Consider the following 25,147-nt stretch of genomic DNA (forward strand, 5'->3'; position numbering starts at 1 on the left):
TCTATAGATATATAATATTCTTTATTTTTCATTTTTATAAGCCTTTATATTCTATTTTTACTTCCTAAAAGTTCTATCTTATGTGAGTATAGTTTATAAAGTTCTTTTCTGATAGGTAATGTATATACTCTAGGGTCTATAGCTTTAGGATTTTCTGCTAATATTTTTCTTGTATAAGCCAAAGCAGTAATCCAACCATCAGAAGCTATATTGATTTTACATATAGCAGTTTTTGCAATTTTTTTTATTTCATCTTCTGGTATACCTTCAGCCTTTTCTATATTTCCACCATAATTATTTACCATATCAATTATTTCTTTTTTTAAAGAAGAAGAGCCATGTAATACTAAAGGAAAGTTAGGAACTCTATTTTCTATCTCTTTTATTATATCATATTTTATTATATTTTTACTATCACTCTTTATCTTTACAAGTCCATGGCTTGTACCTACAGATACTGCTAAACAATCTATATTAGTTTCTTTTATAAATATTTCAGCTTTTTTAGGGTCTGTGTATATACTCATTTTTTTATCTTCACTATCAGATGGTTCTTCTTCTCCAGATAAAGCTCCCAATTCAGCCTCAACAGCAACCTCTCTTTTATGAGCATACTCTGTTACCTTCTTTGTTAGTTCTATATTATCTTCAAAACTTAATGCACTACCATCTATCATTACAGCAGAAAAACCATTATCTATTGCAAGCACGCAATCTTCAAACTTCATTCCATGGTCTAAAAATAAAGATGCAGGTATGTTTTTACCAATTCTTTTAGCCCTTTCAATATTAGCTTTCACTAAATATGCTACAGTTTCAGGCTCTATCTGTCTTATTAAATTTGGAGATACTATCAATATAACTGGTGAGTTATTTTCTATACAAGCATCAAATATAGCATTTATTTGTTCTACAGATATAAAATTGAATGCTGGTATCGCATATTGACCATTATATGCTTTTTTAAATATTTCGCTTGGATTTACTAAACCTAATTCTTTATAATGCATAATAAAACTCCTCTTAATCTTTTTTATTTATTTTAAATATTTGAATTTACTATATCTAGGGAAATCTCCAACCAAAGGTTCTATATAATCAATAAATGAATCATCTATAAATGTACCATTATTAATTATATATTTACTTGGAAGGTAATTTGTTTCTTGTGTTAATTCGTCAAAATTGTGATAAACCATTTTTGTGTTATATGGTTTAGAAGTTATTCTATCAAATGCTACAAACTTTCCAGTTTCACCATTAAATGCAATTTTTAATGCTTCTTCTCCTAATTCAAAGGCTTCTTTTTTGTCTATATCAGATGTATCTCTTGAAGAATTCCTTTGCATTAGTCCAAGATCTATAGTTCTTATTTTGCAGCTAAAATGATTTTTTATTTTACTGTGAATTGTATTTAATATTCCGCCCATATTTAAATCTGAATTATTTTCAAACAAATATTTTCCATCTTCTGTTTTTACACCTTCAGATACTACAATCATACATTTATTATTTTTATCATATATATTTTTGATATCATTTGTAAATTTATCAAAATCAAATACATTCTCAGGAGTATAAATTAAATCCGGATAACCACATAATTTATTAGCCAATAAGCATGCAGCAGCAAGCCATCCACATTTTCTACCCATAACCTCTATTATCATTATTAATCCAGAATCGTATACATTAAGCTCATAAGATAGGTCTAATATAGATAATATAATATGTCTTGCTGCTGATGGGTACCCTGGAGTGTGATCTATTGAATAAATGTCATTATCTACTGTTTTAGGTATGCCTATAATCGAACATTCGTACCCATAATTTATTAATCTTTTTTCTATTTCTTTACATGCCATTGCCGTACCATTTCCACCGTTTATGAGTAAATTTCTTATATCATACTTCTTTAAATTATCAATAAATATATCATACTCGTTTTCTAACATCTTATGTCTACTAGAGCCAAATATAGAACAAGGAGTGTTATATAAAAATTTTATCTCATCTTTGTCTTCTTTCATAATATCAACTATATTATCATTCAATACCCCCGAAAAACTATTTCTAGAAGCGTATAGTTTGTAGTTGTTTTTATTCATTTTCTCAAATTGAGATATAACCCCTAAAGCAGAGCAGTTTATTACAGATGTAGGTCCACCTGATTGTATGTATAAAGTATTTCCTGTCATTTATAAATCCTATATTATTATATTGTTATAATAATATAATAATATGATGTTTTTTCCTATTAGTCAATAATTTATATTTAAATTTTGTATTTTTATGCTATACTTAAAGTATATATAATATTTTATAGGATAGAATTATGGATTGTTTCATAGGAATAGATTTAGGAACATCATCTGTAAAAACTTTAATAACATCTCAAAAGGCAGAAATGCTTTCAATTTCTCAAAAAGATTATAGTTTTGACACACCTTATTTAAATTGGGCAGAACAAGATATAGATGTATGGTGGAATGCCACAGTTATTACAATAAAAGATGCTTTAAATCAATTAAAATCAAAATATAATAATGCTGTAATTAAAGCTATAAGTTTTTCAGGTCAAATGCATGGGCTTGTAGCTTTAGATAAAGATGGTAATCCTGTGAGAAAATCTATAATATGGTGTGATAGTAGAACTTCAAATGAAGTAAATTATATAAATGAAAAAGTAGGAAAAGACAATATAATAAAAATAACACATAGTCCATTAGCAACTGGCTTTCAAATAGCATCACTTTTGTGGATAAAAAATAATGAAAAAAACAACTATGATAAAATATATAAAGTGATATTACCTAAAGATTATATAAGATATAAACTTACTGGCATTATTGCTACAGATATAACAGATGCTGCTTCTACTTGTGCTTTTGATGTGAATGAGAATAAATGGTCTTATGAGATAATAAAAAAACTTGATATAAGAAGTGATATATTTCCAGAAGTATATTATCCTCATGAGATAGTAGGAAAAGTTAGTAAAAAGGCATCTGAGGAAACTGGTTTAGATGAAGGCGTTAATGTAATGTATGGTGGGGCAGACCAGGCAATGCAAGCTATAGGAAATGGAATTATAGAAACTGGTACTGCATCAATAACTATAGGTACGGGTGGGCAAATTTTTATGCCTATTAATAAAGCTGTATATAATAGCAACTCTCATACATTTAATTTTGTAATGCCAAATACTTGGTATTATTTAGGGGCTGCATTATCATCTGGGTTAGCATTGAAGTGGGCTAGAAATAACTTTTGCAGTAATGGAGAATCATTTGTAGATATAGATTTGAATGCTGAAAAAATAGTAGCAGGTTGTGAAGGTTTAATATTTCTTCCATATTTAGCTGGTGAGAGAACTCCTCATATGAATAGTGATGCCTCTGCTATGTTTTTGGGGTTAACATTAAAGCATACTAAATATCATATTTTAAAATCTATAATGGAAGGTGTTGTATATTCATTAAAAGACTGTTTTTCAATATTAACAGACGATATGCATTTTAAATGTGATAAGTTAATAGCCTCTGGAGGTGGTTCACACAGTAAACTATGGCTTCAGATACAGGCTGATATATTAGACAAAGAAATATATGTTTCTAAAACCAAAGAACAAGCTGCTTTAGGTGCTGTTATAACTTCCATTGTTGGAAGTGGAGTATATAGCAGTTACAAAGATGCTGTAAAAGAATTAATAAAGCATGATGATAAATCAATAATACCTATAAAAGAAAATGTAAGAATATATTCAGAGTATTATCAAATATTTAAAGAGGCTTATAAGGCAAATAAGCATTTAATGTCATCAATTAGAAATATAAAATAATAGATTATTTTACTATAATATCTTTTCCTGTTTTATCAGAGTTAATATAAACAGCTATTATTAGTATAAATCCTATTACTATATCTTTCCACAAAGCATGCACACCAATCATATTCATACCTGAGTATATTGATATTACAGTCATAACCCCTAAAAAAGTTCTTAATACGCTTCCCTTTCCTCCAGCCATAGAAGTACCACCCAAAGCAACAGCAGATATAGCTAATAATCCTAAAGAATCCCCAACAGTAGGAACAGAACTTTTTAATTTGTAGGCATAAAGCACACCAGAAAGTGAACTGCATGCTCCACATATAATAAATGCTGATATTTGAGTTAATTTAGTATTTACTCCAGCTATTCTAGATGACCTTGCATTAGCACCTAATGCAAATATGTTCTTTCCAAATTTTGTGTTTCTTTGTATAAAATATAGTATTATAATACATAATATAGAGAATATAAACATAACAGGAAATATTCCAACATTTTCAGTAGCCCAAGAAATTATATGTCTTTTATTCATAGGAACTATACTTGAACCACCACCCGATTTAATTAAAGCTATACAAGTCCATATATTTTGTGTACATAATGTAACTATAAATGAAGGTAATTTAAATTGTGAAACTATAATACCATTGAGTAATCCTATAAATATACCAAATATAAATAAATATAAGATGATAATATTTCCAACATCTTTAACATATATTCCAGTTAATACACAAGCACAAGAAGCTATAGCACCAGTAGATAAATCTATACCTCCTGTAAATAACACAAATGATATACCCCCAGCCATTAACATAAGAGGAGCCATTTCAAGCATTATGTTTTTTAGACCATATGTGCTTAAGAATCTAGGGTTAATTATAGTGAAAAATCCTACTACAAATATTACACTTAATATACATGCATATTCAGAATATTTTGATATATTAAACTTTTTTGTATTTTCTTTTACATCTTTCATTGAATATTCCCCCTATTACATCATTTTTTTTACTATATCTAACTGTGAAGGCTTATTATCTTTAGGACATTGAAATTCACCATTTATAAGACCATCTTTCAAAACTATAATTCTACTAGAAAGCCCTATACACTCATCTAAAGTATCACCTAATAATATAACCGATATACCTCTATTTGTTATATCTCTTATTAATTTATATATCTCTTCTTTTGCCCCTATATCCACACCTCTAGTTGGGTGATTTAAAATTAAAATAGGTGCTTTACTTTCTAATGCCCTTGCAAATATTACCTTCTGAGCATTTCCACCAGAAAGTTGATTTATTCTATTCTTTATACTAAAACATTTTATTCCTATTGTTTTCACCCAGTATTCAGATAGTTTATCAATTTGTTTTTGTGAAACTATACCTAGTTTTGCAATTCTATCCAAACTAGATATAAATATATTATCAGCAATACTTAATATACCTATAATGCCTTCATCTCTTCTTTCTTTAGGTACGCATAAAATACCATTTTTTAAGGCATCATAAGGTGATCTAAAATTGCATTTTTTACCGAAAAAAATCATCTCTCCAGATGTAAAATCATCATCTCCACATAATACTTCACATAATGATTCTTTTCCAGAACCTTCTACCCCAGCAAACCCTAATACTTCTCCTTTTTTTAATTCAAAACTAATATTATTAAATACACCAAATTTGCTAAGATTATCTACTTTTAAAACTACTTCCTCTTCAGCCTCTTTTTGCATATCAATAGAAAAAAATTCACCCGTAGTAGATTTACCAACCATTTTCTCATATAAAATATATTCATCAGCATCTTTAGTATCTAAAACAGCAGTATTATCTCCATCTTTAAATACATAAATTCTATCAGTTATTTTTAAAACTTCATCTAAACGGTGAGATATAAAAATGATACCATTCCCCATCTCTTTCATATTTTGAATCTGTTTAAATAATTTATCTATTTCATTGTTTGATAAAACAGTAGTAGGTTCATCTAATAATATTAAAGACTTTTCATTATTTTGAGAAACTATATCCAAAACTTTTGCTATTTCAACCATTTGTCTTGTAGCAAAATCTATATCACGCACTTTCTTAGAAGGGTCTAAATTGCCCATATCTATTCTTTCTAATGCTTTCTTTGCATCTCTATTCATTTTAGCCCAATTTACAATACCTAGTTTAGAATACTTATTTTCTCTTCCTAAATATATATTTTGTGCTATTGTTAAATTTCCAATTAGAGATTGCTCTTGAAAAACCATACCAACGCCATGTTTGTTTGATTCTATAATAGAAGAACAAAGATAGTTCTTTTTGTTCATTTCCATAGTTCCAGTACTTGGTTTTTCTGCCCCTGAAATAATTTTTAATAAAGTTGATTTTCCAGCCCCATTTTCTCCTATAAGTCCTACAACTTCTCCGCTATGAATTTCCATATTTATATTTCTTAAGACAGAATTACCAGAATAACTTTTACCTATATTAACTGTTTTGAATAAAGCTTCCATAAATAATACCAACCTATTATTTAGCTATAGTTTTTCTGTTTTTAGCTATAGTTAAAGCTACAGCTATTATGATTATAATTCCTTGAATGAGTTTTTTATAATAAGGATTTATACCCATTATTGTTAAAAAATTAGACAATTCAGTATATATTAATACGCCTACAAATGTTTGAAGCATTCCACCTTTTCCGCCAGATAAAGATGCTCCACCTAATACAACTGCCGTTATAACAGGGAATAATTGGTCAGTACCTATACTTACTTGACCTAATTTTAATCTCATACATGATAGAATTCCAGCTATGCTTGAAGTACATGCACATAATGAAAAGACTTTTATTTTTACAAGGTCTACATTAATTCCTGTTGATCTTGCCGCTATTTCATTATCTCCTATAGCATATACGGCCCTCCCAAAAGCTGTGAAATTAAGTATAATACAGCCTATAAAAAATACTATAAATGATATATAAGTTATATAAGGAATTCCTAAGAATGAGCCATTAGATATTGTTATAAATAAATCATAAGTTACTTTAGCAGGTGTTCCTCCGTAGGTTAGTACACCAAATCCAGTAATTATACTTCCTACTGCATAAGTTATAATAAAAGAAGATATTCTCATTTTTACATGCAATAAACCTGTGATAGCTCCTATTATTGAGCATATAACTATTGTAATTATAATACCTAAAATTCCAAAATCATTTTTGGTCATTGAATTTGCAACTAGTACAGATACAAATGCCCCAGAAAATCCCATAACCCCCTCTAATGATAAATCTATACTTCCTATCAATAAAACAAAAGTAATTCCTGTAGCTAATACTAAAGGAATTGACATTTGATACATTAAATTAGTAATATTCTTCCAAGAAAAAAAGTTATTTACAAATATAGCAGCAAATATAGTAGTAATGATAAGTAATATCATAGGAGCATAAACTCTTATCATATCTTTTTTGGCATCTTCTTTAACTTTATATGTGAACTGTTCGGCTACACTTTTTGAAGACATGTAATTTAATAATTTATTTTTCATCTATTAATACCTAATTTTTTTACAGTTGTTAAAATATTACTATTTTAACAACTGTATTAATTAATTTAAGGTTGTGGCTGATAACCGTCTATAGCAAACTCCAAATTACTATAATCATAATCAGGAGTTCCTGTTATAAATTTTTCATACATTTCATCTACGTTAGAAGCATCTATGAATGAAGTTTTTGTATAAACCATACGTTCTTCTGGTGTCATATCATTAACATTTATTTTTCCAGTTGCAGCATAATAAGCATATGCAGCACCATATCCCATTAAAAGATAACCATCATTAGCTATAGTACATACCATATCTCCATCTTTTATAGCATCATAAGCTGCTTTAATACCATCAGTACCATTAACTTTAATTTTACCATTTAATCCAGCTTGTTTAAGAGCCTCTATTGCTCCTATAGCCATTGTATCATTTGCACAGAATATAGCATTTATTCCATCATTTCCATATTTAGCAAGCCATGTTTCTGTAATTTTTAAAGCTTCTTCCTGACTCCAAGATGCTACTTGCATATCTAAAACTTTGATATTTGGATATTCTTTTAAAGCTTTTTCAAATCCAGCATGTCTTGCTGTAGCAGCATCATTTCCTAATTGTCCATATAATTCACAAACAGTTCCTTTTCCACCTATTGAATCAAATAATGCTTTAGCTGTAATATATCCAGAATTTAAATCATTTTCTGTCATGTGTATAACAAATTTGCTGAAGTCTTTAGGGTATAATCCTTCTGCTCTATGTGTTAAGATTGTTACATAACATCCTGCTTCTTCACAAATCTCTGCTACATTTGCAGTAACTGCAGCACTAGATGGGTCTACAACGAATATAGCTTTTTCACCATGTTCTGCTATGAAATCTCTAATACCTTGAAGTAATTTATTATCATCGCTATCTGAAGTTAATATTCTTGATTGCAAATTACTTACTTTACTTGCAAATAATTCAGCACCTTTTGCTTCTTGTGCCCAAAATTCATTATCTAATGAGTGTATACATATACCTAAATAATAATCATCTGGATTTGAAGCTGTTTCTCCAGATTTTGAGCATGATACTATAATGACTAATGATATTAATACAAGTATAGTATAAATAAATTTCTTAATCATTGTATTTCCTCCAATACTTAATTAAAAGTTATAATGTTATAATAATATAATATATAGTATATATATTATAAGTGCTTTGTCAACAAAAGTTATAATATATACTAGAAATTTCGTATACTTGACAATAAAAAAAAATTGTGTATACTAATTAATATATAAATCTTCGGGGCTAGGTGAAATTCCATACCGGCGGTAAAGTCCGCGAGCCTTTTTGATGTTTCTTTCATTCAAAAATGGCAGATTTGGTGCAATTCCAAAACCGACAGTTAAAGTCTGGATGGTAGAAGATGTTTTTAATGTAAACTACATGTCAAAAAAATAATGCTCTAAGTGTGTAAACATTTAGAGTTTTTTTGTTTATGGTTCATAGTATCCTACCAAAATATACCAAAGATTAATAAAAAATATTTTTTTAGAGTATTAATATTATGCATGAAAAATATATGAGAATGGCTATAGAGGAAGCTAAAAAAGGAGAGGGTTTTACTAGTCCTAATCCTTTAGTTGGTGCTGTTATAGTGAAAGATAATAAAGTTATAGGTATTGGATATCATAAAAAATATGGGGAAAATCATGCTGAGATTAATGCTTTTTTGGATGCAAAGGAGAGAGGAGAAGATGTTGAAGGAGCTGATATTTATGTAACTTTAGAGCCTTGTTCTCATTATGGAAAAACTCCTCCTTGTGCTGATGCTATTATAAAAAACAAATTAAAAAAAGTTATTATAGGCTGTGTAGATTCCAACCCTAAGGTGGCCGGAAATGGTATAAAAAAATTAAAAGATTCTGGAATTGAGGTTATAGTAAATGTACTTGAAGAAGAGTGCAGAAAATTAAATGAAGTTTTTTTCTACTATATAGCTAATAAAAGACCTTTTGTTGTGATGAAATATGCTATGACTATGGACGGAAAAATTGCTACAGTAAGCGGCAAATCAAAATGGATAACTAGTGAAAAAACAAGAGAGCATTCTCATAGATTCAGAAATAAATATTCTGCTATAATGGTTGGGATAAACACTGTAATAGAAGATAACCCTATGCTTAATTGCAGGCTTCCAAGCACTAGAAACCCTATAAGAATAATTTTAGATAGTTCATTGAAAATAAGTTTAGACTCTAACATTTGTAAAACATCAAAAGATATAAAAACTTTTATAGCTACTGTTAAAACTGATGATGATAACAAAAATAAAAAAATAAAAGAGCTTGAAGGGCTTGGTTTAGAGATAATAAAAACAGAAAATGATAACGGCAAAGTAAGTTTAAATGATTTGATGAGAATACTCGGAGAGGAAAAAAATATTGACAGTGTGTATGTTGAAGGCGGTGCTACTTTACATGCAAGTTTATTGAAAGAGAAATTAGCGAATAAGGCATTGATTTATATAGCACCAAAAATATTCGGAGGATCAAAAGCAAAAACTCCAATAGGAGGCGAAGGAATAGATGATCCTGATAATGCTGTTAAACTTACGGAAGGCAGCATAACAAAAATAGAAGACGATTTGTTTTTGGAGTATTATATAAATATAGAAAATAAATAATTGTTATTAATATAAATTGCAGTCCTTTTGGTTCTTTGGGTCACCAAAAGAACTGGGGTCTGGGGCAAAGCCCCAATTATAAAGCGAAATTGAATAAGAGGAAATTATTTAACAATGTTTACTGGTATAGTTGAAGAAATAGGAACTGTTAAATCGGTACAAAGCAAAGTTATTACGATAGAGGCAAGTAAGATATTTGATGATTTGCATTTGGGTGATAGCGTTGCTGTTAATGGTACTTGTTTAACTGTGTCTAGTTTTGATAATAAAATATTTAATGCAGATGTTACTCAAGAAACTTTGAACCGTACTAATTTAGGAAGTTTAAAAAACGGAAGTAAAGTTAATCTTGAAAGAGCTATGACATTAAGCGGAAGATTTGGAGGGCATATAGTAAGCGGACATATTGACGGAGTAGGAAGCATTAAGTCTATGAAGAAAGATGATAATGCTATAATACTTACTATTGAAGTGCCTAAACATTTAATGAAATACATTGTAGAAAAAGGTTCTGTTGCTGTTGATGGTATAAGTTTAACTGTTGCTAGTTTAGCTGATAATACATTTTCTATATCTGTTATTCCGCATACATTAAAGGAAACTGTACTTTATTATAAAAAAGAAGGGGACAAAGTTAATATTGAAAATGATGTTATAGGCAAATATGTTGAAAGGCTTTTAACATTTAAAGAAGACAATGACAGTAAAAAATCTAATATTACAATGGAGTTTTTGCTGAAAAATGGTTTTTGAAAAATTTATTTAAGAAATATATTTGATTTACATAAAAATAAAAGGAGAGTTTAAAATGGAAAATGTTTACAGCACTATTGATGAGGCTTTAGAAGATTTAAGAAACGGTAAGATTATAATTGTTTCTGATGATGAAGATAGAGAAAATGAAGGCGATTTAATCTGTGCGGCAGAATTTGCTACTACAGAAAATATCAACTTTATGGCTACTTATGCTAAAGGTTTGATATGTATGCCTATGAGTAAAGAAATTACAAATAAATTAAATTTAAATCAAATGGTTACAAAAAATACTGATAATCATGAAACAGCTTTCACAGTATCTATTGACCATGTTGACACTACTACAGGAATATCTGCAGTTGAAAGGTCTATCACAGCTTTAAAAGTAATTGATGATAATTCTAAACCAGAAGATTTTAGACGCCCTGGTCATATGTTTCCATTACTTGCAAAAGAGGGAGGAGTGTTAGTTAGAATGGGGCATACTGAGGCTACTGTTGATTTGATGAGACTTGCAGGACTTAAAGAATGCGGTTTATGCTGCGAGATTATGAAAGATGACGGCGATATGATGAGAAAAAATGATTTAATTGAGTTCTCTAAAAAACATAATCTTAAAATGATAACAGTATCTTCTTTAATAGACTATAGAAAGAAAAATGAAGATTTGATGGAGCTTTATGCTAAGGCTAAAATGCCTACAAAATACGGCGAGTTTGAAATATTAACATTCGTAAACAAAATAACAAAACAGCATCATGTTGTACTTACTATGGGAGATATTAGCGACGGTGAAGATGTTTTATGTAGGGTGCATTCAGAATGTTTGACAGGCGATGCATTAGGTTCTAGAAGATGCGATTGCGGAGAGCAGTATAATTATGCTATGCGTGCTATTGCTGAAGAGGGCAGAGGTATAATGGTTTATATGCGTCAAGAGGGCAGAGGAATAGGACTTGTTAATAAATTAAGAGCTTATGAGCTTCAAGATAAAGGGCTTGATACAGTTGATGCTAATAGAGCTTTGGGGTTTAGAGATGATATGCGTGAATATTATGAGGCTTATCAGATGCTAAAAAAATTGGGTATTAAGAGTGTGAGAATAATGACTAATAACCCAGAGAAGATAAAACATTTAGAAAATTACGGACTTGAAATAGAAGAGAGAATACCTATACAGATAGAAGCAACAGAGTACGATTTATTTTATTTACAAACAAAAAAAGAGCGTATGGGACATATTCTTGATTAAATTGATAAGAAACTTGTGAGTATCTGATATTTGTAAGAATGTTAAGGGCTTATTATCAAACAAGTTTTTTATATATTTAGGAGGTTTATTAATTGTTAGGAGGTTTATGAAACGAGATAAAAATTATAATTAGATTTTATAATTTTTAATATTCACTTTTTGCAACTTTGGCGAAGTCCACCTGCGGTGTGCGGAGGGAAAAAGTTGAAAGAATATAAAATTTATTGATTCTTATAATTTTAATCAGTAGTAAGAATTGAATAATTGTTATTTATAAGCAAGGAGTTATTATGAAAAAAATTATTTTATTTCTTTTAGGCATTAATTTTTTATGGGCATTTCCGCCTAGTGAAGCGTATTTTTCTGAACTTTTAAGCGATGATGGTAAAGTGACAAAAAATACACTTAAAGCCTATAATGTAGAAAGTTATGGTATGGTTTATTTTGATGGAGAGATTACATTAACAGGAGTTCTTGAAAGATCTGATAATTATGATATGGGGGATAATTATACTGCTTTAAGATTTTATCCTGATAATAATGTAGATCTTCCTTTTTTATATGTTTCATCTGAAATGGATTTGAAAAATCAAGGTGCTTCTAAATATGGTGATTCTTGGGATTTTAGCGGCGTTGAATTTGACAGATTGGAATTCGGTGTTTTATTAAAAAATATTGAAGTAAAATTACCAGAACCTTTGAATAAAAGATTTTTAGGTGCTGCTGCTGTAAGAGCTGAAGTTACAATTAGAAATTATCGTTTTTATGGAGAAGGTGATGCATCAAGAGAGGCTTACGGTGATATTGTAGGTTTTAAGGCTTTAGGTGATGTAGAAACAAAGTATTTTAGTAAAAATAATTATAATTCAGGAAATGTTTCTTACAACGAACTTCAATATAATTCTAAAGACAATTATGTGAATATAAGAGATAAAGCAAATGGAAAAATAATAGGAAAGATTTTGAAAAGAGATATGATTTATAATGGGGGAGTTTTATTATCTATCAATGGAGAAGGTATTGATTATGTGAATTATGAAGATATCGAAACAAAGTGGCTTGAAGTATTTTATCTTCCTCCAGAGGCTGAAGACGGAAAATATGCAATTCATGGCTTTGTGCATGGTTCACAGATAAAACTTGAAAACGGAGGCTATTAAAAGAGCATAGCAATAATAATAAAATTTTATAGCAAATTTAAATATATAAAGCTAGATAAATTGAACTGACGAAGGAAGTTAGAAGAGCCTAGATATCGGTAAATTTTCTAGCAAGCAAATTTAAAAAAGGATAGTAAAATGAAAACTTTTGAAGGAAAACTCGTTAGCGAGAAAAAAATTAAAATCGGTATAGTATGTGCTAGATTCAATGAATTTATTGTTTCTAAACTTTTGGGCGGTGCATTAGATGCTTTATCTCGTCATGATATTAAAGACGATGATATTACTGTAGCTTGGGTGCCTGGTGCTTTTGAGATACCTCTAATAGCTTCTAAAATGGCTAAATCAAAAAAATATGATGCTGTTATATGTTTGGGTGCTGTTATAAGAGGTTCTACTACTCATTATGATTATGTTTGTGCTGAGGTGTCTAAGGGTATTGCTAATGTTTCGCTTAATTCTGATATACCTGTAATGTTTGGAGTACTTACAACTGAAAATATTGAGCAGGCTATTGAAAGAGCTGGTACTAAAGCAGGAAACAAAGGTTTTGATTCTGCTATGGGTGCTATTGAAATGGTTAATCTAATCAGAGAAATAGAAAAATAAAATAGTTATAATAATTTAAATAAATAATTTTATTTTAAAAATTATTGTTAATCTTGATTTATTATACATTATTACATAATATGTTTTTATAAACTATTTCAAGGATTATAACTATGTCTATAGTAAAAGATTTAAAAAGTAAATTGCTTATTGTAATACTAATTAGCTTAATAATTGGTGCTGTACTTGGAATGCTTGCTTCGGCATATGCATCCGCTGAAACATTAAAAAATTTGATTTCAATATCAGACCCTATAGGTAATATTTTTATAAGGCTTTTAAAGATGATAGTAATGCCTGTAATTATTTTTACTTTAATAAGCGGGGTTTCAAGCATTTCACCAAAGCATCTTGGTATAGTAGGTATTATCATACTTCTTTTTTATATGATAACTTCTGTAATATCTTCTGTTTTTGGTCTTGCTGTAGGTAATTTAATAAAACCAGGTTTAGATTTGGATTTGAATATGGCTATGGCTACTACAAAAGAGTTTGTAAAGCCTAATTTTATAGACACGCTTCTTTCAACAATACCAACAAACCCTTTTTCATCTTTTGCTAAAGGCGACGGAGATGTTCTTCCTACAATATTTTTCTCTATATTTTTTGGCATATCTTTGGCATTTTGCAGGGATAATGAAAAGACAAAAGATACTGCAGAAATAGTTTATAAGTTCTTTGATGGATGTACACATATTATAATAAGAATTGTTGGCTGGATAATGTTTTATGCTCCTATAGGTGTATTTGCTTTAATATTTACAGTATTTGCAAAAAATGGTCCTGAGTCTTTTAAATCATTATTAAAGGTTACATATACAATATATATTGCTTTTGCTATTCAGCTTGTAATTGTTTATAGTATAATCAATATCATATTTGGAATTAACCCTAGAAAGTTTTTAGTAAAAATTTTCGAGCCATTATTTACTGCATTTGTTACACGTTCTTCAGGCGGTACATTGCCTATATCTATGAAAGCAGCTGATGAGAAGATGGGTATTAATCAGGGTATTTATAGTTTTACTTTGCCTTTGGGTGCTACAATTAATATGAATGGTACTGCTATATATTTAGGTATATGTGCTATATTTATATCAAATGCTACTGGCAATCCATTAGATTTTAATTCTCAATTAACTGTTGTAATAGTATCTGTGCTTGCTGCTGTTGGTACTGCTGGAGTTCCGGGTGCTGGTTCTATTATGCTTCTTATGGTTCTTAATTCTATTGGTCTTGATATTAACTCTAATGTAAATGTTGCTGCTGCTTATGGTATGATACTTGGAATAGATGCTATACTTGATATGGGAAGAACTGCTCTTAATATATCTGGAGATTTATGCGGTACTGCAGTGGTTGCTAAAATTACTAAACAGATGGATATGAGTAAGTGGCAAGATTAAATATTTATTGAAGTTTGTTCAAAAAATTGTTAAATAAAATAAAGGCTTTTAGTGGAGAAAACACTAAAAGCCTCTACAATAAAATAAAAAATACCTCTATTATAAATTTTCCCCATTACTATCTATAACTTGTTTATACCAATAGAATGATTTTTTCTTGCTTCTTTTTAAAGTTCCATTTCCAAAATCATCTCTATCTACATATATAAAACCATATCTCTTAGACATCTCACCTGTACCAGCAGAAACTAAATCTATAGGTCCCCAAGTAGTGTATCCTATCAAATCAACTCCATCAATTTCAACAGCATCTTTCATATTTTTGATATGTTCTCTCAAATACTCTATTCTATAATCATCTTCCACATAACCATTTTCATCAGGCTTATCATAAGCACCAAGTCCATTTTCTACTATAAACATAGGTTTTTGATATCTATCATAAATATCATTTAAAGTTATTCTTATGCCAAGTGGATCAACAGTCCAACCCCAATCAGTTTGTTTTAATTCTGGGTTTTTTATATCGCCTTCCAAATTATCTTTTGTTATTGTATATTTACTCTTATCAGCAGTAGCACATCTTGTTGAATAATAAGAGAAAGAAATAAAATCAACAGTGTATTTAGCTAACAATTCTAAATCTTCTTTTTCCATTTTTATATTTAATTTTTCTCTTTCAAACTTTTTTAAAGCATAATTAGGATATTTTCCTCTTGACTGTACATCAACAAAAAAATACATCTCATCATTTTTATGCTGAGCTGCCAATACATCTTCAGGCTTTGAAGAATAAGGATAATAAACTCCTGCAGCCAACATGCATCCTACTTTATTATTAGGGTCTACTTCATGAGCTATTTTAGTGGCTATTGCACTAGCAACCAATTCATGATGGCTTGCCTGATATTTCATTTCTTCTTCGTTTTCGCATTCTTCAAAATAAAGTCCAGCTCCCATAAAAGGTGCATGTAAAATCATATTTATTTCATTGAAAGTAAGCCAATATTCAACTAAACCTTTATATCTATTAAATAATATATTACAAAGATTCTCATAGAATTTTATCATTATTCTATTTTTCCAACCGCCGTATTTTGTAATTAAATGCATAGGGCAGTCAAAATGTGTGATAGTTACTAAAGGTTTTATATTATATTTTAAACACTCTTTAAATACATCTTCATAAAATTTTAATCCATCTTCATTAGGTTTCTCTTCATCACCTTTAGGAAATATTCTGCTCCAAGCAATAGACATTCTATAAACTTTAAAACCCATCTCAGCAAAAAGTTTTATATCCTCTTTATAATGAGTATACATTTCTATAGCATCTTTTGAAGGATAAAAATGTTCATTATCAAAATCAAACATTTTCATTTTTCCTTTAATAACAGCTACTCTATCTTTACCATGCGGAGCAACATCTACATTAGCCAAGCCTCTTCCGCCTTTATCAAATCCGCCTTCGCATTGATTTGCAGCAGTAGCCCCACCCCATAAAAAACCTTCTTTAAATGGCATAAATGACTCCTTAATATTAAAAAGTAATATAAAAATAATATGAAAAAGATAAAAACTCAAACAAGATTTTTGCCACATTAATCTGGTAATTAATTAATATAACTTTAATTGAATTTATGAAATTTGATAATTATACTATAAATAGTGAAAAGAAAATTTTAAGGAGAGATTAAAATGAAAGAAAAGTTTAATGCTTTTATGGAAAGCAAATTTCTTCCAATAATGTCAAAAATTGCTATGAACAGATATTTGAACGCTATTAAAGATGGTTTTGTATTTGCAACACCGTTTATTATTATAGGTTCTTTTGTATTATTGTTATTTAATTTACCTTTGAGTGATAAGACTAATTTTATGTATTTCCCTCCTTATGAAAATTTTGTGCAGGCATTTTCAGGAAATTATATACAAATATTTAATGTTAGTATGGGTATAATGTCGTTGTTTGTTTCCTTTGGTATAGGATATTCTTTAGCTGGATATTATGGTCAAGACCAAATTACAAATGGTTTATTGTCTATGTATGCTTTTCTTTTATTATCTGCAAAGTCTTTAGCTGTAACTGTAGTAGGTGCTGCTGCTGAATTATTGCATGTAGCTGAAGAGGTTAATGTTGGAGTATTAGATGCAAGATATTTAGATGCTAAGGGGCTTTTTGTTGCTATTATTGCAGCGTTGTTGTCTGTAGAAATTTCTAGATTTTTAGTTACTAAAAAGATTATGATTAAACTTCCTGAGTCAGTTCCTCCTGCTATATCTAAATCTTTTGAAATATTAATTCCTGTAGCTGTTATTTCTTTCTTATTCCAAACTGTAAATATGCTTATACAAAATGGTATGAAAATTATGGTTCCAGATTTAATTATGAAGATTTTACAGCCATTGTTAAATATGTCTGATGGTTTAGTATCTATAATAATTATATTGTTATTGATACATATATTATGGTTCTGCGGTATACATGGTGCTAATGTTGTTAATGCTGTTTTACAACCAATTGCTCTTACTAATTTAGCTATTAATCAGGCTGCTCTTGCTGCAGGTGAACAAATACCGAAAGTTTTATCTGGTGAGTTTATGAATAGTTTTGTATATCTTGGAGGTTCTGGTGCTACTTTAGGTTTATGTATTGCTATGATTATGACTAAAAATGCTCATATGAAATATATTGGTAAACTTTCTATAGTTCCTGGTTTCTTTAATATTAATGAGCCTATAATGTTTGGTGCTCCTATAGTAATGAATCCTATATTTGTTATTCCTTTCCTTTTAACACCTATAATTAATGCAACTATAAGCTATATATTTATGAAGCTTAATATAATAGGTAAGGTTGTAGCATTAGTTCCTTGGACTACTCCTTCTGTGTTAGGTTCATTTATATCTACTAATTTAAATGTTGTAGCTCCTTTACTAATAATTGTATTAATTGTATTAGATTATTTTATATATAAACCTTTCCTTAATATGTATTTAAAAGAATTAGAAAAAGAAGAGAGTACATCAAACCAATAAGTATATATTTATAATAAGAGGCTAGATATTAAATGATATTTAGCCTCTTATTATTTTATATAAATCTCACCAGTTTTATTTTTTATATTCTCTAAAATAAAGCTTGTTTTATTATGCACCCTCACACAATCAAATATTACAATATTTCCTTTGTGGTCAATAATATCTTCTTCTTTGCATTTAGAGCACCCAACAGACATACTCTTTGGACAGAAGGCAAAGTTCATAGCAGGAATCAAACCTTCTTTTATAGATAATGTGTGTTTTAAATTTTTACCTGCCTCAATGGCTGATATGACAACATCAACTCCTAATTTATATAAAAAGTCTACAGTATAGTTATTAATTGCATTAAGCCCGATTCCAGCCCATAATATAGCTTTTCCTTTTAATGCTTCAATATGCCCTAAGTTATTGCATATTACAATCATATTATTTGTTTTTTCTACTATATTTTTTATCACTTCTATATCTTTATCAAATGTTACATGAGGAAGAATTATTCCATCTATTTTTTTATTTTCAAAAAGCTTAATTATATTTTCATCATAAACATTTGGAAATAATATTTTTTTGTCATAATGAATATCAGAATATAAATTAATTTTCTCTTCATTGCCTGCAATTAAAACTTTTATATTTGTATTTGGGTAATTAATATTTGTGTATATATTTTTATTATAATTAATTTTTTTTGATTGCATCAAGATATTTTCTAATTTTTCAATTAAACCTCTTCTTGCTTCATTTAAAATTTTAACAGGTATAAAAGGATTTTTGAATTTTTCTTCTATATTAATATTTTCAAATTCAAATACGGTTCCTCCTGTTTTTGAAAGAGAATTAAAAATATCTTCTTTAGTTGTTGCTTTAGTTTTAGCTTCTTGAAGTGTGTAATCGCTTATATATTCTATATTGTTTAGTCGCTCATCATATTTACTTGTAACTACTAATTTTATTTTTTCATTATTAAACCCAATAATGCAACTTAAATCAAGCAAATGCTTAAAATTATCACTTTCAATTATTTTATCTGCCTCGTCCATTTGAAGTTTATCAGTGGTTCTATAAACTTCATCACCTACATTTACATTTTTTATAACAGCCGAAAAATTCAAATTTCCTTTTGCTCTTTTTACTCTCACATTATCTTTATATAAATCAGAAATCTGCATTCCTACTTGACCGCTATCTCCAAATGAAAGCCCATCATAAACATTTAATTCTTTTTCTGCTTTTATATATATTTTATTTTTCTTATAAGCTACAACTTCTCCTATATATTCACCGTCATGACTAGGCTTATAATTTTCAAAAATATCTTTTGAATTATAATAATACCCTTGAGAAAATCCGCCTCTATTAAAAATCTTCATCAAACTTTCTTTATATTTTTGGGTAGGTATATCTTTATTTTCTAAAGCCAAATCAATTGCCTGTCTATATATTGAAGTTGTGATTGCTGCATATTCGCTTCTTTTAGCACGTCCTTCTATTTTAAAAGAAGTTATTCCGCTTTCTAGTAAATTTGGAATTATATCAATAGTCATTAAATCTTTAGTGCTTAGAGGATAATCGGTTTTTCCTCCAGTATATTCCATTCTGCAAGGCTGAGCACATGCTCCTCGGTTTGCACTTCTGCCTCCATGCAAATAAGAATAAGCACATTGCCCAGAAAAACTTACGCATAAAGCTCCATGCACAAAAGTTTCAAGTTCTATGTCTGTGTTATCTCTAATATATTTTATATTCTCTAAACTCATCTCACGTGCTAGAACCACTCTGTCAATGCCAATGCTTTTAAGCAGTTTTACACTATCTAAATTGTTACAAGACATCTGTGTGCTTGCATGCATGGCAATATTTAAATTATTTCTAACAATATCTATAATTCCCAAATCCTGAACTATAATAGCATCGGCTCCCAAATCAGAAACACTTTTTATTAATGGAAGTACTTTATCAATTTCATCATTATAAACTAAAGTATTGACTGTAATATAAACATTCACATTTCTTAATTTTGCAAACTTTATATTATTTTCTAGAGCCTTTTCATCGAAGTTTTCTGCAGCACCTACTCTCGCATTAAAACTTTTAGTGCCAAAATACACAGCATCAGCCCCTGCATTAACAGCAGCCTTTAATCCCCTCTCATCTCCAACAGGTGCGAGCAGTTCTATTTTTTTGTTTTTATTATTCAAATCATTTCCTATTAATTATATATTTATTGCAAAACTATAGCATATAAGTAAATGAATTCAAGTGCTGAATAAATTTTTGACAGTTAAATTTATATTGTTTTAAGAAATTTATATATATAAATTATATCGTCTCATTTTTTGTAGTTTAAAAAAGAATAAAAAAACGTAAGTAAAAATATTACAAAATGAATTATTAATAATAACAACTATATATAACTTTATTAAAAAATATTTTCTAAAAAGTTTTTCAGATCATTCAAATAGATATTATCAAAGTCAACATAAGGTGTTAAATCAAAATCTTCAGCTTTAATATTATTCTTAAAACCAAATCCGCTCATATAGGCGAATACTTTTGATTTTTTAGCTTGATGTTTTAAATTGGGTGTTTGGTTAATTAAATAATCTATACAGCTTTCATAATTTTCATAACATTGAAGTACTTCTTTATATATTGCTATTTTCTCAATTAATGTTTCTAAATTTCCAATATCTTTATTATTTGGAAATAGAAATATTTTATTATTTTTTATATCTAATTTATTAAGCTGATTTTCTATATTAATCTTTGATTCATTATAATCATCGTCAGCATCAAATATTATTATAAAATCTTCCTTTTTTAATTCCTTATGATTTACAATATTATCTTTTCCTCCTATTGATACTATTTTAGTATAGTTTCTAATATTTAAATATTTTAAATAAGACTCTAGAAATTTTTTATCTGAATCGCCTTCAACAATAATTCTCATTATTAGTCTCTCATTTCATTATTATTTTCTATGAGGTTTGAAAAATTTTCTTGACTGTAATTTATCACGTCAATATTGTTTTCTTTATTATAATATACATTATAAACGGAAAGCATATCTTTATAGTTTTTTTCTATTAAACATTCATTTAAAATTTCAAGTAATTCTTTATTATGAGTAGTTATAAAAAATTGTAGCTCATATTCTTTAGATAAAGTTAAAATATTTTCAAGTAAAGTTTTAATACTTTCAAAATGCATTCCATTTTCAATTTCATCAATAACAATATATTTATTTCCAGCAACCATTGAAGCTATTATTGATATATAAGTCTGAAATCCTTTGCCCATATATTTAATATTTATTGTATGATTTAAATTTTCTAAACTTACTACTATAGTATTTCCTAGAAATCTAATATCATTTATTTTATTATCAAATTGTTTATATATTTCTCTAAATTTTTCAATATAATCATTATTTGATAGTATTTTTTTTAAATTATTATATAAAGTAAGATTATTTTCAAAATTTTCTACTGTTATAAATATAATATCATTATAAATTTTATCTTCTGGAATTATTGTGATATTATTATCTTTATAATTGTATTCAACAGAGAATATTTTTTCATCATTATCTTTTTTTATGAATAAAAGTTTATTTATTAAATTATTTCCATTATTATTCCTTAAAATTGCAAAACTATTTATATTATCTTTTTGTATCTTTATATTAATATTTTTTTTATCAAAAATATAATTCAAAGATATTACATTGTTATAATTATAATCATGAAATAATGATTCAAAAGCATCATCATCATTAAATATACTTCTTAATGCAAATAAAATGTATAATGATACAGGAGATTGTTCTAAAGAGATGTATATAGCTTCAAGCAAAGAAGTTTTTGAAGTGTTAGCTTTACCTATGAAAAAATTAATATTTTTAAAATTATCTATTTTTAATTTCTTTATTCCTCTAAAATTCTCTATCTCTAAACTTTCTAACATTGTAGTTCTCTTTATTTTATATTTTTATTAATTATATATTTTTTTCTGATTATATACAAGTAATTAAAATAATTTATACTATATATGTATATTGACTTTTGTATTTTAATTATTTATACTTTTAAAAGTTGTATTATATAAGAAATAATAATAAAGCTAATTTCCAAATTAGTAATGTAAGTCTACATACTTATATATTAGTAATAAGTCGCTTAACGTTTTGCAAGGCAGCATTACTTGCGTAATAGCAATGATATGAAAGTATATCATTTTATATATAGTAATAATAAAATATAATTTATAAAAATTGTGAGCATCTAGCAAATTTATTTGATAGAGTTTGATTAGCGAACAATTTTTATTAGTAATAATAGGAACTAAAATGCTAAAAAAATATATTGTGTTAATTATCGTTGGAGTAGTTTTAATGGTCAATGATTCTTATGGTATAACTCAAGATGAAAGAAATTTCCTTCATGCATGCCGTTATGGTCAAATGTATGTAATTGAAGAATTAATTGATAAAGTTAATATTAATGTTCAAGATGAAGAAGGATTTACTCCTTTAATGAATGCTGTAACAGAAGGAGAAATAGAGGTTGTTAAAATTTTATTAGAGCATAATGCAGATGTTATTAAAATAAAAGATAATAAGGGAAGAAATGCATTTTTCTGGGCTGCTGTTTTAGATGAACTTGAAATCTTAAAACTATTTGAAAAATATAATCCTGATTTTAATGTGTCAGATAATTATGGTTCTAATGTTTTCTTTTTTACTAGAAAAAAGGAAACCGTTAATTATTTCCTTCAACATGGTGCAGATATAAATAAAAAAAATAAATCTGGAAGAACTCCTTTAATACAGCATTCTTTAGCATATGAAAATCAAGAACATGTAAAGTTTTTACTTGAAAAAGGTGCTGATATTAATGCTCAGGATAATGAAGGTGTTACTACATTGATGTTTGCTGTTCAAACTGATAAAGTAAAAATAATAGATATATGTTTATCAGAAAATGCAGATATTAATATAAAAGATAATGAAGGAAAAACAGCTTTATTTCATACAATATTATCTTTTGGTGTTTTAGAGAATGTTAAGGCAATGACGGAAGATATGTTTGGAGATCATGCTAAAACAGACTATATAAAAGATTATATGAATCAGAAGAAAATGGAGGAAACAGATACGGCTATTAGACTTATAAAATTATTAGTATCTAATGGTGCCGATATTAATGCTCAAGATAACAAAGGAAACACTTTATTAATGTATGCTATAGAACTTCGCAATGAACCTCTTATAAATGAGATATTAAAATTAAATCCTGATGTGAATATAAAAAATAAAAAAGGAAAAACAGCTAATGATATAGCAAAGGAGTGCGGTTATAAAATAATATAATTTTATTTTCTTATCATATAATCAATTTATTTTGTATTTCTGCTTCCGCATTTAGGACATTTATGCTTAGAAAGTATTATATCCACAATATTGATTTTGTGAGTTTTTTCAAATATTTTACCGCAATCATTACATTTATAAAGGAAAGGTCCATTAAAAGGCAACATAAAAAACTCCTTAATTATTAATTTAGTTTACACCCTATTAATTAGGATTATTAAATCTTCCGCTATTCATTAATCCATTCATGAAAACAACTCTATCATCATTATCATGTTTTAATAATCTATTTACATCTTTTATAAATAATTCAAATTGTTTATTGTTACAAAGTTTATGCATAGTGTCTATATCTAAATTATTTCTTTTTTGGGCAGAAAATAATATTTCTGAATCTTCTGGGTTATAATAATTTAATTTTATTACTCCTACTCCAAAAGACTGATTTAATCTTTTAATCTCTTCCATTAATTCATCATAATTATTTTCGTCTATATTCATAGCAACAAGCCAAGCCTCATTAGCCCATCCAGAATTTGATAATGCTTGAAAATAATATTCTGTTAAATTACTAAGTGTAAGTTTTAATTTTAATTCATAAGCATAAAGTTCTGTAGTTGGCAGGTTTATATGATTAAATAATTCTAAAACTGATTTATTAATATAATCTTTAAAAGTAACAGCTACAATATCAGGAGTGCCCCATTTCATTTTTCCTTTTAGGTTAACATCTGTGGCATTAGCATTAATTGTTTTAGAATATATTTTCATTGAGTGTAAATATTTTGTGAGCGGTATATGCAAATCTTCTTCTAATATTTTTTTATTTGTAGAATTGTTTTCAACGATATCATCTGCATCTTCTTCATCTATTGAAGCATTAATTTCATTTATTAAATTTTGATTAGAGCTATTTATTTTGCTTTTTAATAAAAATTTACCTTTACCAACTTTAGTAAAGATTGTAGTATCTGGATTATATTTAATGTCCGAATATATTTTTGAACTGAGACTATCCTTTGGGGTTTTACTCATTTGAAAATCTGGATTATTTTGTTTGCCTTTTTCTTCTATTTGTTTATCATAACCTAGTTCGCAAGCCTTTTCCCATATCTCATCAACTTTCATAGGTACATCGCTTTGCTCTAAAACTTTTTTAGCTGCATCATAATATGTCATAGCTAACTCCTAAAACTTATACACTAATAATACACTATTTTTGTAAAAACTCTATAATTTTATACGATTTAGGAATTAACTGTATTTAAGTTTAATAAGTTTGTCAGTTTTTTATTTTATATTTTTTGAAAATATTAATAACAATAATGATTTATTTATGAATTATAATATACAAAAACAAAATATATATTAATATTTAAAACTTGTATATTTTTATATAAATTAATAGATAAAAATTAAAATATTGTTTATAATATTTATATAGGATTTGTATATGTCAGGATTAACATTTTG

21 protein-coding genes and 1 riboswitch are annotated in these 25,147 nt (G+C 27.8%); of the genes, 9 read left to right on the top strand and 12 right to left on the bottom strand.

The annotated features are described in order from the left end of the window. Positions 1 to 44 precede the first annotated feature (44 nt). Both E6A48_RS05180 and E6A48_RS05185 read right to left on the bottom strand, forming a co-directional pair. Positions 45 to 1,010, bottom strand: coding sequence for a ketose-bisphosphate aldolase (locus tag E6A48_RS05180; RefSeq protein ID WP_219709013.1), 966 nt, complete (start codon positions 1,008 to 1,010; stop codon positions 45 to 47). 27 nt (positions 1,011 to 1,037) lie between these two features. Beyond that, positions 1,038 to 2,198, bottom strand: a complete 1,161-nt coding sequence (locus tag E6A48_RS05185) for a diphosphate--fructose-6-phosphate 1-phosphotransferase (RefSeq protein ID WP_219709014.1) — start codon at positions 2,196 to 2,198, stop codon at positions 1,038 to 1,040. Between the two features lie 137 nt (positions 2,199 to 2,335). On the opposite strand from E6A48_RS05185, the gene xylB reads away from it, so the two are divergent. Continuing rightward, positions 2,336 to 3,841: a xylulokinase gene (gene xylB, locus E6A48_RS05190; protein ID WP_219709015.1), complete on the top strand. Its 1,506-nt coding sequence runs from the start codon at positions 2,336 to 2,338 to the stop codon at positions 3,839 to 3,841. Positions 3,842 to 3,845: 4 nt separating this feature from the next. Here xylB and E6A48_RS05195 read toward each other — a convergent pair whose 3' ends face one another. The 4 genes from E6A48_RS05195 to E6A48_RS05210 all read right to left on the bottom strand — a co-directional run bounded on the left by E6A48_RS05195 (position 3,846) and on the right by E6A48_RS05210 (position 8,525). Beyond that, a complete protein-coding gene (locus E6A48_RS05195) occupies positions 3,846 to 4,817 on the bottom strand; it encodes an ABC transporter permease (protein WP_219709016.1) in 972 nt (323 codons plus the stop codon). A gap of 15 nt (positions 4,818 to 4,832) precedes the next feature. Further along, complete coding sequence (locus tag E6A48_RS05200; protein WP_157145931.1) at positions 4,833 to 6,350, bottom strand: sugar ABC transporter ATP-binding protein; 1,518 nt, start codon at positions 6,348 to 6,350, stop codon at positions 4,833 to 4,835. A 16-nt stretch (positions 6,351 to 6,366) separates the two neighbouring features. Continuing rightward, on the bottom strand, positions 6,367 to 7,392 hold the full coding sequence (locus E6A48_RS05205; protein WP_157145932.1) for an ABC transporter permease: 1,026 nt from the start codon (positions 7,390 to 7,392) through the stop codon (positions 6,367 to 6,369). A gap of 65 nt (positions 7,393 to 7,457) precedes the next feature. Next, on the bottom strand, positions 7,458 to 8,525 hold the full coding sequence (locus E6A48_RS05210) for a sugar ABC transporter substrate-binding protein (protein ID WP_157145933.1): 1,068 nt from the start codon (positions 8,523 to 8,525) through the stop codon (positions 7,458 to 7,460). A gap of 155 nt (positions 8,526 to 8,680) precedes the next feature. Beyond that, a riboswitch (FMN riboswitch) is annotated at positions 8,681 to 8,818 on the top strand. A 135-nt stretch (positions 8,819 to 8,953) separates the two neighbouring features. Here E6A48_RS05210 and ribD point away from each other — a divergent pair. The 6 genes from ribD to E6A48_RS05240 all read left to right on the top strand — a co-directional run bounded on the left by ribD (position 8,954) and on the right by E6A48_RS05240 (position 15,255). Next, positions 8,954 to 10,072 carry a bifunctional diaminohydroxyphosphoribosylaminopyrimidine deaminase/5-amino-6-(5-phosphoribosylamino)uracil reductase RibD gene (gene ribD, locus E6A48_RS05215; protein WP_219709017.1) on the top strand — a complete coding sequence of 373 codons (1,119 nt, stop codon included), beginning with the start codon at positions 8,954 to 8,956 and terminating at the stop codon, positions 10,070 to 10,072. Between the two features lie 114 nt (positions 10,073 to 10,186). Next, a complete protein-coding gene (locus tag E6A48_RS05220) occupies positions 10,187 to 10,825 on the top strand; it encodes a riboflavin synthase (RefSeq protein ID WP_219709018.1) in 639 nt (212 codons plus the stop codon). A gap of 55 nt (positions 10,826 to 10,880) precedes the next feature. Next, on the top strand, positions 10,881 to 12,080 hold the full coding sequence (locus E6A48_RS05225) for a bifunctional 3,4-dihydroxy-2-butanone-4-phosphate synthase/GTP cyclohydrolase II (RefSeq protein WP_219709019.1): 1,200 nt from the start codon (positions 10,881 to 10,883) through the stop codon (positions 12,078 to 12,080). Between the two features lie 290 nt (positions 12,081 to 12,370). Next, positions 12,371 to 13,240 carry a hypothetical protein gene (locus E6A48_RS05230; protein ID WP_219709020.1) on the top strand — a complete coding sequence of 290 codons (870 nt, stop codon included), beginning with the start codon at positions 12,371 to 12,373 and terminating at the stop codon, positions 13,238 to 13,240. A gap of 138 nt (positions 13,241 to 13,378) precedes the next feature. Further along, the gene (gene ribH / locus E6A48_RS05235; RefSeq protein ID WP_013244359.1) at positions 13,379 to 13,849 is read left to right on the top strand and encodes a 6,7-dimethyl-8-ribityllumazine synthase; all 471 of its coding nucleotides are present in this window, start codon (positions 13,379 to 13,381) and stop codon (positions 13,847 to 13,849) included. Between the two features lie 113 nt (positions 13,850 to 13,962). After that, positions 13,963 to 15,255, top strand: a complete 1,293-nt coding sequence (locus E6A48_RS05240) for a dicarboxylate/amino acid:cation symporter (RefSeq protein WP_219709021.1) — start codon at positions 13,963 to 13,965, stop codon at positions 15,253 to 15,255. 99 nt (positions 15,256 to 15,354) lie between these two features. On the opposite strand, the gene E6A48_RS05245 is transcribed toward E6A48_RS05240, so the two are convergent. Continuing rightward, the gene (locus E6A48_RS05245) at positions 15,355 to 16,779 is read right to left on the bottom strand and encodes a 6-phospho-beta-glucosidase (protein WP_219709022.1); all 1,425 of its coding nucleotides are present in this window, start codon (positions 16,777 to 16,779) and stop codon (positions 15,355 to 15,357) included. 174 nt (positions 16,780 to 16,953) lie between these two features. Here E6A48_RS05245 and celB point away from each other — a divergent pair, with 174 nt between their 5' ends. Further along, positions 16,954 to 18,294, top strand: a complete 1,341-nt coding sequence (gene celB, locus E6A48_RS05250) for a PTS cellobiose transporter subunit IIC (protein WP_219709023.1) — start codon at positions 16,954 to 16,956, stop codon at positions 18,292 to 18,294. Positions 18,295 to 18,344: 50 nt separating this feature from the next. On the opposite strand, the gene E6A48_RS05255 is transcribed toward celB, so the two are convergent. The 3 genes from E6A48_RS05255 to E6A48_RS05265 form a co-directional block, all read right to left on the bottom strand. Beyond that, complete coding sequence (locus E6A48_RS05255) at positions 18,345 to 20,498, bottom strand: peptidase U32 family protein (protein WP_219709024.1); 2,154 nt, start codon at positions 20,496 to 20,498, stop codon at positions 18,345 to 18,347. A 221-nt stretch (positions 20,499 to 20,719) separates the two neighbouring features. Continuing rightward, positions 20,720 to 21,253 carry a DUF3226 domain-containing protein gene (locus tag E6A48_RS05260; RefSeq protein ID WP_219709025.1) on the bottom strand — a complete coding sequence of 178 codons (534 nt, stop codon included), beginning with the start codon at positions 21,251 to 21,253 and terminating at the stop codon, positions 20,720 to 20,722. Between the two features lie 2 nt (positions 21,254 to 21,255). Continuing rightward, complete coding sequence (locus E6A48_RS05265) at positions 21,256 to 22,269, bottom strand: AAA family ATPase (RefSeq protein WP_219709026.1); 1,014 nt, start codon at positions 22,267 to 22,269, stop codon at positions 21,256 to 21,258. A gap of 382 nt (positions 22,270 to 22,651) precedes the next feature. On the opposite strand from E6A48_RS05265, the gene E6A48_RS05270 reads away from it, so the two are divergent. After that, complete coding sequence (locus E6A48_RS05270) at positions 22,652 to 23,674, top strand: ankyrin repeat domain-containing protein (protein ID WP_219709027.1); 1,023 nt, start codon at positions 22,652 to 22,654, stop codon at positions 23,672 to 23,674. Positions 23,675 to 23,700: 26 nt separating this feature from the next. On the opposite strand, the gene E6A48_RS05275 is transcribed toward E6A48_RS05270, so the two are convergent. Together E6A48_RS05275 and E6A48_RS05280 are read right to left on the bottom strand one after the other, a co-directional pair. Continuing rightward, the gene (locus E6A48_RS05275; RefSeq protein ID WP_219709028.1) at positions 23,701 to 23,841 is read right to left on the bottom strand and encodes an FmdB family zinc ribbon protein; all 141 of its coding nucleotides are present in this window, start codon (positions 23,839 to 23,841) and stop codon (positions 23,701 to 23,703) included. Between the two features lie 37 nt (positions 23,842 to 23,878). Further along, a complete protein-coding gene (locus tag E6A48_RS05280) occupies positions 23,879 to 24,853 on the bottom strand; it encodes an HTH domain-containing protein (protein ID WP_219709029.1) in 975 nt (324 codons plus the stop codon). Positions 24,854 to 25,147 lie beyond the last annotated feature (294 nt).

Origin of the sequence: Brachyspira pilosicoli, assembly GCF_019402445.1 — a bacterium.
Taxonomy (GTDB): Bacteria; Spirochaetota; Brachyspiria; order Brachyspirales; family Brachyspiraceae; genus Brachyspira; species Brachyspira pilosicoli_B.